Source organism: Ruegeria sp. AL3 (assembly GCF_056536065.1).
The window spans coordinates 2611402-2625654 of record NZ_JBQFJG010000001.1 but is presented as its reverse complement, the minus strand read 5'-3'; the positions used below and the strand labels follow the sequence as shown (position 1 = coordinate 2625654).

The 14253-nt window shown below is 57.4% G+C and carries 16 protein-coding genes; 1 reads left to right on the top strand and 15 read right to left on the bottom strand.

What is annotated here, in order from left to right; genetic code table 11:
- Window positions 1-55: 55 nt before the first annotated feature.
- On the bottom strand, window positions 56-772 hold the full coding sequence (ctrA, locus tag ACR3E6_RS13260) for a response regulator transcription factor CtrA (RefSeq protein ID WP_152457936.1): 717 nt from the start codon (window positions 770-772) through the stop codon (window positions 56-58).
- A gap of 86 nt (window positions 773-858) precedes the next feature.
- Entirely contained in the window at window positions 859-1152 is a 294-nt protein-coding gene (gene sciP, locus ACR3E6_RS13255) for a CtrA inhibitor SciP (protein ID WP_171632574.1), read from the bottom strand.
- A 128-nt stretch (window positions 1153-1280) separates the two neighbouring features.
- Between sciP and mnmA the strand changes: the two genes are divergently transcribed.
- The gene (gene mnmA, locus ACR3E6_RS13250) at window positions 1281-2426 is read left to right on the top strand and encodes a tRNA 2-thiouridine(34) synthase MnmA (protein WP_480487515.1); all 1146 of its coding nucleotides are present in this window, start codon (window positions 1281-1283) and stop codon (window positions 2424-2426) included.
- Here mnmA and ACR3E6_RS13245 read toward each other — a convergent pair.
- From ACR3E6_RS13245 to ACR3E6_RS13185, 13 genes are all read right to left on the bottom strand, one after another.
- Window positions 2423-2968: a carboxymuconolactone decarboxylase family protein gene (locus tag ACR3E6_RS13245; RefSeq protein WP_480487513.1), complete on the bottom strand. Its 546-nt coding sequence runs from the start codon at window positions 2966-2968 to the stop codon at window positions 2423-2425. The two genes, mnmA and ACR3E6_RS13245, sit on opposite strands and share 4 nt — an antisense overlap.
- 100 nt (window positions 2969-3068) lie before the next feature.
- Entirely contained in the window at window positions 3069-3644 is a 576-nt protein-coding gene (locus tag ACR3E6_RS13240; RefSeq protein ID WP_480487511.1) for a hypothetical protein, read from the bottom strand.
- The gene (gene lpxB, locus ACR3E6_RS13235; protein ID WP_171723312.1) at window positions 3637-4803 is read right to left on the bottom strand and encodes a lipid-A-disaccharide synthase; all 1167 of its coding nucleotides are present in this window, start codon (window positions 4801-4803) and stop codon (window positions 3637-3639) included. Before lpxB ends, ACR3E6_RS13240 begins: the two co-directional genes overlap by 8 nt.
- On the bottom strand, window positions 4803-5597 hold the full coding sequence (locus ACR3E6_RS13230; protein WP_480487509.1) for an LpxI family protein: 795 nt from the start codon (window positions 5595-5597) through the stop codon (window positions 4803-4805). The genes lpxB and ACR3E6_RS13230 overlap by 1 nt, the downstream gene beginning before the upstream one ends.
- Before the next feature lie 4 nt (window positions 5598-5601).
- On the bottom strand, window positions 5602-6387 hold the full coding sequence (gene lpxA, locus ACR3E6_RS13225; RefSeq protein ID WP_171168239.1) for an acyl-ACP--UDP-N-acetylglucosamine O-acyltransferase: 786 nt from the start codon (window positions 6385-6387) through the stop codon (window positions 5602-5604).
- On the bottom strand, window positions 6384-6857 hold the full coding sequence (gene fabZ / locus ACR3E6_RS13220) for a 3-hydroxyacyl-ACP dehydratase FabZ (RefSeq protein ID WP_152457928.1): 474 nt from the start codon (window positions 6855-6857) through the stop codon (window positions 6384-6386). Before fabZ ends, lpxA begins: the two co-directional genes overlap by 4 nt.
- A gap of 73 nt (window positions 6858-6930) precedes the next feature.
- Window positions 6931-7452, bottom strand: a complete 522-nt coding sequence (locus ACR3E6_RS13215; protein WP_171632589.1) for an OmpH/Skp family outer membrane protein — start codon at window positions 7450-7452, stop codon at window positions 6931-6933.
- A 63-nt stretch (window positions 7453-7515) separates the two neighbouring features.
- Window positions 7516-9834, bottom strand: a complete 2319-nt coding sequence (bamA, locus tag ACR3E6_RS13210) for an outer membrane protein assembly factor BamA (protein WP_480488146.1) — start codon at window positions 9832-9834, stop codon at window positions 7516-7518.
- Window positions 9835-10003: 169 nt separating this feature from the next.
- Window positions 10004-10132, bottom strand: coding sequence for a hypothetical protein (locus tag ACR3E6_RS13205; protein WP_256367495.1), 129 nt, complete (start codon window positions 10130-10132; stop codon window positions 10004-10006).
- A gap of 78 nt (window positions 10133-10210) precedes the next feature.
- Window positions 10211-11563, bottom strand: coding sequence for an RIP metalloprotease RseP (gene rseP / locus ACR3E6_RS13200; RefSeq protein WP_171632595.1), 1353 nt, complete (start codon window positions 11561-11563; stop codon window positions 10211-10213).
- A gap of 4 nt (window positions 11564-11567) precedes the next feature.
- Window positions 11568-12740, bottom strand: coding sequence for a 1-deoxy-D-xylulose-5-phosphate reductoisomerase (gene dxr / locus ACR3E6_RS13195; RefSeq protein WP_480487506.1), 1173 nt, complete (start codon window positions 12738-12740; stop codon window positions 11568-11570).
- Window positions 12740-13522: a phosphatidate cytidylyltransferase gene (locus ACR3E6_RS13190; protein WP_480487504.1), complete on the bottom strand. Its 783-nt coding sequence runs from the start codon at window positions 13520-13522 to the stop codon at window positions 12740-12742. Before ACR3E6_RS13190 ends, dxr begins: the two co-directional genes overlap by 1 nt.
- The gene (locus tag ACR3E6_RS13185) at window positions 13519-14250 is read right to left on the bottom strand and encodes an isoprenyl transferase (RefSeq protein WP_171116012.1); all 732 of its coding nucleotides are present in this window, start codon (window positions 14248-14250) and stop codon (window positions 13519-13521) included. Before ACR3E6_RS13185 ends, ACR3E6_RS13190 begins: the two co-directional genes overlap by 4 nt.
- Window positions 14251-14253: the final 3 nt, after the last annotated feature.

Sequence of the window (14253 nt, the reverse complement as noted above, 5' to 3'; positions counted from 1 at the left end):
TGAGCCGTGAGTGCAAAGTGCCACCCTGGACCACCGGCGGCACTGGTGGTTCAATTCAAAGCCCGACTGCCATCCGTGTTTCGTCCAGCGTGTTGCTTTGCGGGTCTCGCAGCACATAGCCACGGCCCCAGACGGTTTCGATATAGTTCTCTCCACCGGTCGCATTGCTGAGCTTTTTGCGCAGTTTGCAGATGAACACATCGATGATTTTCAGCTCAGGTTCATCCATGCCGCCATAAAGGTGGTTCAGAAACATTTCCTTGGTCAGAGTCGTCCCCTTGCGCAGGCTGAGCAACTCGAGCATCTGGTATTCCTTGCCGGTCAAATGAACCGTCTTGCCATCCACTTCCACGGTTTTTGCATCAAGGTTCACCGCAATTCGCCCTGTATGAATGATCGATTGCGAATGCCCTTTGGAACGGCGGATGATGGCATGGATGCGTGCCACCAGTTCTTCGCGATGGAAAGGCTTGGTCAGATAATCATCGGCGCCAAAGCCGAATCCCTTGATCTTGCTTTCGGTATCATCGGCACCGGACAAAATCAGAATCGGTGTTTCCACCCTGGCGATCCGCAACTGGCGCAAAACCTCATGCCCGTTCATGTCCGGCAGGTTCAAATCCAGCAAGATCAGGTCGTAATCATAGAGTTTTGCCAGATCGATTCCTTCTTCGCCAAGATCCGTCGCATAGACGTTCAGGTTCGCATGCGTCAGCATCAGTTCGATGCTTTTGGACGTGGTCGGATCATCCTCGACAAGAAGTATGCGCATTTTTCACTGCTCCAGTTCGGGTCAATAATTCCAATTAAAATTAATCCTGACCAAGAATGGTTAATCTGACGTTACCGTTGAATCATTTATTCACGCTCTCCTTTAGGTTGTCGATACTTTTTTAGCGCCGTCGCCTTCAACGCCTCGACGCCGTGTTCCGCGATCAAAGAAACCCAACCGTTGAATTCTTCGTCGCTCAGGCCGTATTTCTTTTTTGCGTCAGACAGGCTGATCAACCCGTAAAGCACGCCACGCACGACAAGAATCTTGCGTGACGCCACCCATCGCCTTGTGTTCGCGGGCGGTAAATCCGCATGCGTCAAAATGGATCCATCCGGCAGAGCAACAGACCTTGGCCCTTCAACTTTGTGCAAATACATCGCTTTACCCTTCTTGCTGCACCAAAGCTGCCCTCAGCCTACTTAAAGTCGCGTGAAACCGCCCCTTGAGAGTGTGTAGAATTTTCCTATATTCTGCCGGTCTTTCTTAACCCGGACTGGAATCTGCAATGGCCCTCGACACCGAGACCCCGCTGAACTCGCTTGGCTTTGCCAAACCACCCTCGGAAACGCGGGTCGTTGTGGCGATGTCGGGGGGCGTCGACAGTTCCGTTGTCGCGGCCTATCTGGCCGATCAGGGCTATGATGTGGTCGGTGTGACTTTGCAGCTATATGACCACGGCGCGGCATTGGCCAAGAAAGGTGCCTGTTGCGCTGGAATCGATATTCATGATGCGCGACGCGTGGCGGAAGAACGGGGATTTCCACATTACGTTCTGGATTACGAGAACATCTTCAAGGATGCCGTGATCGACGAGTTTGCCGAAAGCTATCTGGCAGGCGCGACGCCGGTTCCCTGCATCCGCTGCAACGAGCGGGTGAAATTCAAGGACCTTCTGGAAACCGCCAAGGATCTCGAGGCAGACTGCATGGCCACCGGCCATTACATTCAGCGCAAGATGGGCGCCAACGGACCGGAACTGCACAGCGCCGAAGACGCCAATCGCGATCAGTCCTATTTCCTGTTCTCGACCACGCCAGAGCAATTGAACTTTCTGCGCTTCCCGCTGGGCCACCTGCCGTCGAAAGACGCAACCCGTGAGATGGCGGCGCAGTATGGGCTGTCGGTGGCGGACAAGCCCGACAGCCAGGATATCTGCTTCGTGCCCGACGGCAACTATGCCAGCGTCATCGAAAAACTGCGCCCCGGAGCCGCGGAACCCGGCGAGATTGTTCACGCCGATGGCCGCGTACTGGCGCAACACAACGGTGTGATTCACTATACGATCGGCCAACGTCGCGGTCTTGGCATCGGCGGCCTCAGCGAGCCGCTTTATGTCGTCAAACTGGACGTCGACAAAAAGCAGGTCGTTGTCGGCCCGAAAGAGATGCTGGCAACGCGAGTCGTTCCGGTGCGCGAGATCAATTGGCTGGGCGATGACCCCTTCTCGTCACGCGATGAATGGCATCTTTCCGTCAAAGTCCGCTCGACCCGCCCGCCGCGCGAGGCAATCATTCGGCCGCTGTCGGACACTACGGCCGAGGTCGAACTGCTGACCCCCGAGGAAGGCATCTCGCCGGGGCAGGCCTGCGTGTTTTACGCAAACGAAGGCAGCCGCGTGTTCGGCGGTGGCTGGATCTGGCGGGGGTATTAGGCTGAAACCGGCTCGACCTCGGGTTCGATCTGAATCTGCAATGCATCGTTGAACCGATTGAACGCACCGCACAAGGCGATGCGCCAGGTCAGCTCAACGATCTGAGCATCGGTGAACCATTCCCTCAGATCCGCCACTTCGGCATCCTTCATACGGCCCGACCGGATCGTCACGGCTTCGGCATAGCGCACGACCGCCTTGTCACAGGCATCCAGTTCCGGATGATCCTCGACGTCCGGCAGACGCGCCGCCCCTTCGGGGCTCAGCCCCGCGACGGTCAGCAGCGGTGTGTGATGCGAGACGCAATAATCGCAGGCATTCAGTTTTGAAACCGTCACCATCGCCAGCTCCAACGCACGGCGCGGCAAGTTCTCTTGCTCTCGCAGGGTTGTCAGCATTCCCGTGACATGGTTCAGAACCGGAGGGCAATACGCTGCGACGCGGGCCCAGTTGTCAAACGGGCCATAGGCACCCAATGCAGCGTAGGACGCGCGCGCGTCGGCGGTCATTTCCTGATCCGACAAAGGGGGGATGCGGGTCATGTTGAAAACTCCTTTTCTGGGTCACGATACCCTGGACCTGCGTCCCAGCAACAGACCTTTGCAGGTCACATATGCGAGACAACGCGCTCTCTTTGCCGGGTCACACCATATCGGTGGGAGAGTTGAAGAGAATATAGAGCCCGACGCAGACCATGATATAGGGCGCAATCCGATCCAGCCGGGCAACGCGCGGACCAAGGCTTTTGGCGTGGGGCGCCCCCCATGCAGCAACAACAACCAGCAAGGCGGCCGCGCTGGCGGCACCGATCAACGCAACAACCCGATAGGACGGCGCCGAGTCCGCAAGCAGAGTGGTCATTACCGCAAAACTGTCTATCGAGAGGCTCAGGAAAAGCGTCACCACCGAAGTCACCGCCCCTTTTGACTCCGCACCTTCGGTGTCCGCGTCGCGAAACTGATGCCAGATTCCGCGCAAGCCAAACACCAGCGGGACAAGGCCAAGATAGCCGATCCAAAACGGAAGGCCACTCTGGTTCAGGCCCACGGCCACGGTCATGGCCAGGGAAAGTACGATCGTCTGAGCGACGGCAAAACCCACGATCGCGCGGCGCTGTTCCATCACCAGGATCAAGCCCAACAAGACAGCCAGATTGTCCAGATTGGTAGAGATCATCGCGATCCCCGCAGAGACTGCAAACAGCGCGTGATCAAGCATTGCGTGGCTGCATTCTGTTCAAAACCGCCCTCGCTGCGCGCAAGCCGGGTGCTTCGCCCCCACGCCCCAACCTGTCCATGGTCAGGTTCATGGCATGCTGTTGCGCATCGGGTGCGTCGGCGACCTTTCGCAAGGCTTCGGCGATTTTCTGAGGCTGACAATCATCCAGCAGGCATTCCGGCACGGCGCGTGTTTCCGAAACCAGATTGACCAGTGTAACGGTGTCCAACTTGACCATCCGTTCCGCCATTTTCTGCGTCAGCCAGTTCAGCTTGTACGCAATGACCATCGGCGTATTCTGCGCTGCAAGTTCCAGCGAAACCGTTCCCGAAGCAGCAAGGGCAAGATCTGCGGCGCCAAAGGCCGCTCGTTTGTCGGCCATGGCTTGTTCCGCACCCACCTGGCGGGGATCCAGCACCACGGGCGCGCCAGGCCATTCTGGTACCAGTTCATTTATCAGATCTGTTGTCGCACCTACGGTCGGGATCACCACGCGGTAATTCGGGTGGTCATCGAAAAACAACCCCAACGCGCCGCCGAAAGACTCTGCCAGACGTTCAATCTCACCCCGCCGCGACCCGGGCAAGGCCAGCAGGATCGGCGCATTACCCAGATCAAAGCGGTGGCGAAAGGCGGCGATCTCATCTGGTGTGGCAGTCGGTTCGCCAACCACAGGATGGCCGACAAAGTCGCATTCCATCCCTGCCCGCTCCATGTACGGAGGTTCAAAAGGAAGAAGAGCCAGCACATGGTCGATGACCTTTGCCATCTTGTCTGCACGCCCGGGGCGCCAAGCCCAGACACTGGGCGCAACATAATGCACGGTTCGGATTTTGCTGTTGGCTTTTACGATTTTGGCGACGCGCAAGCTGAAATCCGGGCTGTCTATGGTGATCAATACATCCGGTTTCGTGTCCAGCACCGCCTGTGCCGTCTCGGATATCCGCCGTTTCAGGTGAAAAAACTTCGGCAGCACTTCGACAAGCCCCATGACAGACAGCTCGGACATCGGGAACCGGCTGCGCAGGCCCTGCGCTTGCATCAGCTGGCCTCCCACACCGTCGAATTCAATCTCGGGCACCAGGGTTTTCAACCCCTCCATCAGCGCGCCGCCCAACCGGTCGCCCGAAGGTTCACCGGCGACCAGAAAGACACGCATCAGACTGCCCGCTCGCGGATATAGAGAAACAGACCCAGACGGTTGCATTCAGCGATGACGCGTTCCTTTTCCAGAACGAGCACACCGCCTTTTTCCAAAACGATCCCGGACAAACCTGCCGCAACCGTGTCGGTAACAGTTTCCGGCCCGATGGCGGGCAAATCGGCGCGCCGATCCTGATCGGGTTTGGGGCCTTTGAACAGAATGCCCCCGCCAGCGTCGGGGCGTTGGGTCAGGGATTGCAGCATCCACGCGGTGCCGAACACCCCCTCGATGGCCAGCGCCTGCCCTTTGGACACGGCACAAGCCTGCCCGGTATCCGCCGCCCCCATTGCCCGAAGAATCCCGGCGGCGCGGTCAGCGTCGGCCATGTCGGCGTCTGAGGGCTGGGCCTCGGTCAGACATCCCACAGGCGGCAACAAACCGGGCGCGATCTCATGTGCGGCCCTGAGGGTGAGGCCGGCACCCTCAAGAATTCCGATCACGGCGCGCAAAGCTCCGTCATCGCCGGACAGGATGGCCTTTTGGATGATCGGAACCAGCGGCAGCGTCGCGGCGTCGATGCGGGAAGGGTCGATTGGCGGGCGTCGAACAGCGCCGGCCAGACAGATATCGGTCACGCCCCGCGCCTTCAGGTCAGCGATGAAACTGCCCAATTGTTCCAGAGGAAACACGACATCTGCACTCAGGCTGTCAGGCAGAAACCCCTCCATCGCGCAGATCAGAGGGCGTTCTGTCAACTGCGCAACAACTTCGGTCGGCAGCGCCCCGGTTCCCGCAATCAACGCAAGCATGACCCTATTTCCTCGGGGTCAGGAAGGATCGGTCACTGTGGCCGGTGACGAAATCCACGATCTGCTGCACATAGTCGCTTTCGTTGCCTTCACCGATCCGGCTGGCGCGATCCATAAAGGTGCCTTCGCCGTCGGACAATTCCTTGAATGCCGCGCGCAGCGCCGAGATATCTTCACGCGATACACCCTTGCGCTTGAGACCGACGAGGTTCAGGCCATCCAGCTCACCCCGCGACGCCTGTACCAGGCCGTAAGGAATAACATCTTTCGGCACCATGGTCAGCGCGCCAATAATGGCCCCGCGTCCAACGCGCACCCATTGATGCAGCCCTGAAATGCCACCGACGATCACGTCGTCTTCGACGATGCAATGCCCCGCCGCGCCGGCATGGTTCACCATGATCACACGGTTGCCGATCTGAACGTCATGGGCCACGTGAACACCCGCCATCAACAGGCAGTCGTCACCGATCCGCGTGACCCCTCCGCCACCTTCGGTCCCGGTATTGATTGTCACATGCTCGCGAATGCGGTTGCGTTTGCCAATCTCAAGCCGGGTGTTTTCGCCGCTGAATTTCAGATCCTGAGGGATCTCACCAATCACCGAGAAATTGAACACGACGGTATCGTCGCCGATCGAGGTGTCGCCCGTCACGACCACATGCGATTTCAACTCGACCCGATCGCCCAGTTTCACCTGTGGGCCCACGTGGCAGAAGGGACCGATGATACAATCCTGCCCAATCTGCGCACCGTCTTCAATAATTGCGCTGGGATGGACTCCGTTCATGTTGTCTTTTCCATATCCCAGTCGACATAAGCCGAGAATTCCGCCTCGGCGGCAACTTCGCCTTCGACAGTTGCACGGCCGCTGAATTTGAACAGCTTTCCGCCTTTTTTCCCACGCACTGTTTCCACATGCATTTCCAGCACATCACCGGGCACGACCTTGCGGCGGAATTTGCACTTGTCGATGCTCATGAAGTAAATCAACAGCTCGGTGTCGATGACGTCCATTCCCACACCCAGCATCACACCGGCGGTCTGCGCCATTGCCTCGACAATGGTTACACCCGGCATGATCGGCGTACCGGGGAAATGTCCCTGAAAATGCGGTTCGTTCATGGTGACATTCTTGATTCCGCGCGCCGACTGATAGCCCGAGATATCTACCACCTTATCGACCAGCAAAAACGGATAGCGGTGCGGCAGGATCCTCTGGATCAGCTGAATGTCTGCGCTTTTGGTTTCTGTGCTCATGATGCAGATATCCCGTTTTGGATGTTTCTTTTTTTGCGTGGTTAGCAATACAGCACTGCAAGGGCAAGCGAACCTATTCGCCCTGACCCTGTTGCAAATCGCTTCCATCACCAATCGCGGCGTTTATTCGGATGATTGCGGCTTCGGTGATGTCGGACGTGCTGACGACGACATTAGATCGCTCGATCATCACGCTGGCCCCAATTTCGCGCAACAGATCGACAAGCACCGGGCGCACAATCTCGGAAAAGGTCTGCTGGGCTTCTTCGCTGCGACGGGCCAGTACGTCCAGCTTTGCCCTTTGCCCCTCGCGATGGGACTGAACCTTGAGATCAAACGCCTCGGCCAGGGGGCGGAACTCGTCGGCCGACATGGTGGCGCGCTGCTCGGTAAGTTCCTTTTCTTCGCGGCTCAGTTCCGCGACAATCCGTTGGTTTTCTTCGGACAGTAAGGCGCTTTCCTTTTCAATTTCACGCAAAACGCGCTGTCCGAAAGCGGACTTGGCAAACAGCTCTTCACTGGACAGGGTGACCACACTGGCTTGAGGCACACCAAGCTGCTGAGCATTTGCCAAAGACGCCAGGACCATCGCCATAAATGCACACAGGGCCCAAAGCGGGCCCCGTGTTCTGCCAAGCAATCTGTTCAGCATCGCGGATCAGAACCGGGCCTGGATCGTAAAGTCAAAGTTCTGCTCCTTGTCGAAAGATTCTTTCTTGAGAGGCTGCGAAAAGTTGAACTGCAACGGCCCGAACGGAGTTTCCCAGAGCACCGAAATACCGATCACGTGCCGGATCGATCCGTTTGCACCGACAATGGTTGCACCTGCCGTATTGACGTTGTCGATGTTGTAGAGGTTGCCGACATCATAGAACAGGCCGCCACGCAGACCCAGCTCCTCGGGCAGACCCAGTGGGAAGTCGGTTTCGAAACGGGCAACCCAGTAGTAGTTGCCGCCGATCGCATCATCCTGACCGTTGGACAGGTCACGCGGTCCGATACCCGCAGGTTCAAAACCCCGGAAGGTATTGGGGCCCAGCACAAAGCGGTCAACAGTACGGCTGAAATCGTTTCCGCGCCAGTGCAGAGCGCCCAGCTCCATCGTTGCCCGAAGCACCACCTCTTCGTTCCAAACCCGGGTTTGCGCGATACCACGCGCCGTGGTCTTGAAGTATTTGTTGTCCCCACCAAGTCCAGCGGCATCAACGCCAACCTCGAACAGAACGCCGGTATTGGGGTCCAAACCGCCGAGACGGCTGTCATAAATGTAGGACAGGCCCAAAGAACTGGACGTCCGTTTGCCCTGCGCAATTTCAGAAGCAATCACTGCGCCATTAACTTCGTTGTCCTGTTGCGTCATCTCGCTGCGGTCCCAGCCATAGCGGAGCCGCAGAGCCGACAATTCACCAATCGCATAGGTTAGCTGTGGCGCAAAGAAAAGACTGCTTGTGTCGTAACTTGCAAACCCGGAATTGGTGGCCGACAGCCCCAGACCAAGGTCAAAGCGCAGCTTGCGACCCAGAAGGTAAGGCTCTGTGAAGCTGAGCGTATATTGTTCCGAGTCCTGCGCGGTCGAGATCGACACACCAAGGTTCTGGCCACGACCCAGGAAGTTGGATTCGTTCAGGGCAACGGCAATCCCGAAGCCGTCCGTAACCGAGTAGCTGCCTCCGAGGCTCAGCGAGCCGGTAGGTTGTTCTTCAACGTCTACATCCAGAATGACCTGGCTGGGCGACGATCCCTCGCGCGGCTCGACTTCCGCGACGGCGAAAAAGCCCAGGGCATTGATGCGCTCGGCGGCCTGACGGATTTCGCGGGGATTGAACGGGTCACCTTCGACGGTATCGAACTGACGGCGGATCACCCGGTCCAAGGTGGTTGTGTTACCTTCAATATCAATCCGCTCGACAAAGATCCGAGGACCTTTTGTCAGAACAAATTCGATATCCAAAGTCAGATCGCGGTCATTGCGTGTAACACGTGGTTCCACGCGAAGGAAATCCACACCTTGCTTCAGGCCCAGCCGTTCCTGTCGCGTAATCGAATTTTCAACCAGCGTCGGCGTATATGTCACGCCGGGCTTGATCTTCAGCGCGTCCTGATAAGGGGCCGGATCCACGCCCGGAATCTCACTGACGGTCGTGATCTTACCAAATGAGAATTTCTGGCCCTCGGTTACATTCATCACCAGGAAAAACGCATCCCGTTCGCTGGTAAACTCGACATTGGCGCTGTTCACGCGGAAGTCGACATAGCCTCGTGACAGGTAGAAATCCCGGATGACCTGCTTGTCGAACTCGATACGATCGCCGATGAAGGTGTCGTTCCTGAAGAACGTCCGCAGGAAAGTTGCCTGCTTGGTTTCCAGAACGCGGCGCAAGCGTCGGTCCGAAAAGGCACGGTTGCCGACAAAGCTGACACGTTCCACTTCGATGGTCGTGCCTTCGGCCACTTCGAAAACCAGATCAACCCGGTTGTCGCTGCGGCGGATAATCCGAGGGATCACGGTCGCGGCAACACGGCCTTGGGCTGAATACACTTCGGCAATCATATCAGCGTCAGACTCGGCCACCTGCGGGGTAAAGACGCGGCGCGGCTGCGATTCGATGACGTCCAGCAACACGTCGTCCTTGACGCGGGCGTTACCTTCGATGCTGATCTGGTTGATCGTCGGATATTCCTGCACCTTAATGACCAGTGTCGAGCCGCGCGGCGTCAGTTCGACTGTTTCAAATACACCACTGTCAAGCAATCGCTGATAGGCATCATTGAGCTGGCCGGCAGTTACGGTTTGGCCAGGTTCGATTCCCGTTCGGGCGATGATCGTACCGGTTTCAATCCGGCGATTGCCCTCAACATCAAACGAATTGATCGTATAGTTTTGCGCCTGTGCTGCATGCGGAAAAGTCATTAAGCTTGCAGCAACAAAAAGGAAAAGAACCGCTAGCGCCTGCCACAAAATCTTGTTTGTTGGCATTTGCTGCCCGCAGGATGTGCCCGCCCCTCGCCTGTCAGTCATTTTATGCTCTACCCAGAATTTAAGACTTTAATGCTGAGTAACGGGATTGAATGAGCTTGTCAAAAGGCGAAATAGAAGCAGCCGCGAAGACTGCCATTCAAATTGACGACGTTAATTTCAGTAAGAATCACATGGCCGCCAGATAGGCGGCACCTGCCATAGCCAACGCCGTAACTGCAAAGCTCAGCAGAACATCCCAATTCAGCACGAACAGGAAGCTAAAGCTCTGATACGATTTTTTCAGCGTTTTGGTCATGGTTTTTCCCTCAGACGCAAAAATCATAACGTCAGAATGAGGCAATTTTGCGGCCCAATCTTGCGCTACGCGCCACAATTAGCAGAACAAATCGTTGCTCACTGAAAACAGCATGAGGGTGAGAATTAAGGTGATCCCTACACCCATGAGCACCCGCAAGGCCCCATCACTGGGTGGTTTCCCTGCAATGGCTTCATAGGCGTAGAACACAAGGTGCCCGCCATCCAATGCCGGGATCGGAAACAGGTTCAGCAATCCGACCGCCGTCGACAGAACCGCGATGAAGAAAATGAAGTTCTGCGCCCCCTGGCTGGCCATTGCCCCCGAGGTTTCGGCAATCCCGATCGGCCCCGAGATGTTACAGGTGCTGATTGCCCCCGTCACCATGTGCCACATACCAGACAGCGACCCTTCGATAATGCGGCCCGTCTGTCTGACACCGCCGGTCAGTGAATCCAGAATACCGGCCGGTTCAGTTGCTGGCTCCAGCATCATGCCCCCGATGATCCCAATCCGCCAATGGGTGACGAAACCGCCATCCGGCTGAGGTTCATCCGTGCGTCGGGGGGCCAATGCGAATTCCAGCTCGGACCCATCCCGCCAGACGTCCAACAGCAGAACCCGGCCGTCGGACCCTTCGACAAAATCCTTCAGCTGCTCGAAGGCAAAGATCGGCTCTCCGTTCACCGCCGTGATGACATCGCCTTGTTTCAGTTGAATATCCATCGCCGCGCTGCGTGGGGCCACTTGGCGGATCAGGGGTGGAAACATCCATGGTGCTTGTACATCCAGCGTTTCACCGTCCCGGATCACCGTGTAATCCAGAACCGGTTCCACAGGCAGCGCATCGATAAAGTCCTGCCAGGCCCCTTCTTCATCATAGTCAGGTGTCGGTGTGCCGGCGATTGCGGTGATCACATCACCTTCTCTCAGTTCCTGCACAGTGCCTGGCAAGGGTTGCAACGTTCCGACCGTCAGCGGCTCCTTCGATACGCCCTGTGACCAGAAAATCAGGCCAAACACCAGAATGGACATGACGAAGTTGAAGACAGGTCCGGCCGCGACCGTTGCGGCCCGCGCCCACAAAGGGGCACCATGCATGGTGCGGCGCAGCTCTTCCGGGCTTTGGGTAGCGATGCCTTCCATCGCCTTTTCATCCTTGCCCGATGCTGCATTGGCATCGCCCAGGAACTTTACGTACCCCCCAAACGGCAGCAACGCGATCTGCCATCTTGTCCCCCGTTTGTCGACACGGCTCCAGAGAACCGGGCCAAACCCGATCGAGAACACTTCGGCATGGATACCGGACCAACGCCCCACAATGTAGTGGCCGTATTCGTGCACCGCGACGATGACCGACAATGCGATGACAAACGCGACAATCGTCCAGAGAAGATTGCCAAATTGCGGGATTAGGGAAAGTACGTCCAAAATTCTATCCTGCTCGTTCCACCACAGCGTCATCGACCCACTGACGTGCCAGATGGTCTGTTTGCTGTACGTTATCAAGGGTCATCGGGGCATCAATAAGGCTGTCTGACGCGTCGAACCTGTCGAGAACCGCCGCGACGGCATCAGCCATATCCAGAAATCCGGTCCTGCGCGCGATGAAATGATCCAGCGCACGTTCCTTCGCGGCGTTGAAAACAGCACCCGCCAGGCCGCCACGCGCCATCACGTCCCGGGCCAGTTTCAATGCGGGATAACGTGCCAGATCCGGCGCGTTGAAACGCAGTTGCCCCAGCTTGGCCAAATCAAGGCGCTGTATCGGCAATTCCCGTCTTTCGGGCCAATGCAGCGCGTAACCGATGGCGTGGCGCATATCGGGTGCCCCCATATGGGCCATCACCGCACCATCACGATACCCGACCAGGGCGTGTACTATGGATTCCGGATGCACCAGCACTTCGATCTGATCCGGTTTGACACCGAAATATTCTTTTGTTTCAATGACCTCCAACGCTTTGTTGAACATGGATGCGCTGTCAATGGTGATACGCTGCCCCATATCCCAATTCGGATGGCTCGAGGCTTGTTCCACCGTCGCGTTCACCAGTTCACTCAGGGGCCAATCACGAAACGCCCCGCCGCTGGCGGTGATGATCACACGCTCGACTGTTTCGATGTCTTCACCGACCAAAGCCTGAAACACCGCCGAATGTTCGCTGTCGACCGGCAGCAATCGCGCACCATGCCGTTTGGCCGTTTCCAGAACCAACGATCCTGCGCAGACCAATGTCTCTTTGTTGGCCAGTGCCAGGGTCGCCCCCTGTTTCAACGCCTCGATGCCCGGTGCCAACCCGGCCGAGCCGACAATGGCCGACATGACCCAATCCGCCGGACGTGCCGCAGCCTCGACGATGGCACGCGGGCCTGCAGCCGCCTCGACGCCACTGCCGGCCAAAGCGGAACGCAGGTCATCAAGCCGGTCTTCATGAGCGGTGACGGCAATATCGGCACCGAGCCGACGCGCGTCATCCGCAAGTCTTTGAATATTGGCGCCACCGGTCAAGGCCACGACGTCATACTCGGACGGTGCACGCGAAATCAGATCAATCGTATTCTGCCCGATCGACCCGGTGGCTCCAAAAACAGATACCTTTCGCATTACATTTCACCCGGCGAATAGATCAGCCCCGCGATCAAAACGAACAGCGCGGCCCCCATCATGCCATCAAACCGATCCAGAAAGCCGCCATGGCCCGGTATCAGGTTCGAACTGTCTTTGACACCGAACTTGCGCTTGACCGCACTTTCAGCAATATCACCGGCCTGGCTTGCCATTGAAGCCAAAACGGAAACAACGACAAAAGCGAATCCAAAGCCGGCCAGGCTTGCAAAAACCGCGCCGACACATGCCGCGGCGGCCCACCCTCCGGCGGTTCCCGACCACGTCTTCTTCGGGCTGACCTTGGGCCAGAATTTCGGGCCACCAACCACCTTGCCCACGAAATAGCCCGCGACATCAGTGGCGACCACGACAGCAATCAGCCAAACCATCCAGCCAAAACCGGAATTTTCGCGGATCGAAATGAAACCCAGCCCGGCCCCGACGATCCAGACCACGAACATCCCGAACAGAACCTTCGAACGACTGATCTGCCCCACTCCCACAAGCGCAGGCGCAAGCACGACCGGCAAAGTGTAAATCGTCGGCAGATGATAGCTGAGAACCACGGTGATGCTTGTCAGAATCCCCAATTGAACAGCCACGCCGCGGGCTTGCGGGTCGATCATCCGAACCAATTCCCACGTCATCAGACCACAGGCTGCGGCGATGAAGGTTTCGAACCACCACCCGCCAAGCCAGACTTCGATTGATCCGATCACGACAAGAACAGCAGCAGAAAGAACCCGTGTTGTCAGGTCAGACCATCGGCCGTCTCTCATGCCAGAACCGCTCCGAACCGCCGATCTCTGGTGCCGTAATTCTGGCACAGACGGGCCAGTTCAGCAGCAGTGAAGTCCGGCCAGAGGGTGTCGATGAATTCATATTCCGAGTAAGCCGATTGCCAAAGAAGAAAGTTTGAAATCCGCGCTTCACCGCTGGTTCGGATAACAAGGTCGGGATCAGGAAGAACACGCGTATCCAGATACTTAGGAAGAGTTTCTTCATCCACCTCTTCGGGTTTCAGCCGCCCTTCAGCCACATCCCGTGCCAGACGCTTGGTGGCGCGTGCGACCTCGTCGCGACCACCGTAATTCAGCGCGACGGTCAAATGAACCAGATCGTTGTTCTTGGTTTCTTCTTCCAGCGAGTCCATCAACTCGATCAACTTGGAATCCAGACGGACCCGATCTCCGATGAACCGAACGCGGATGCCATTATCCGCAAGTGTCCGGGTTTCCTTGATGATATAGCGGCGGAACAGGTTCATCAGGCCGGCCACCTCGACCTGGGTCCGCTTCCAGTTTTCGGTCGAAAAAGCGAACACCGTCAGATACTTGATCCCCAAACCAGGGCAGGCCTCGACAACCTCGCGCACGCGTCGCGCGCCGGCATGGTGGCCGAACAGCCGGGGACGGCCGCGTGCCTGCGCCCAACGACCATTGCCATCCATGATGATGGCCACATGGCGCGGGCCGGACTCCAGCTCGGTTTGCGGGTCTTTTGGCATCAG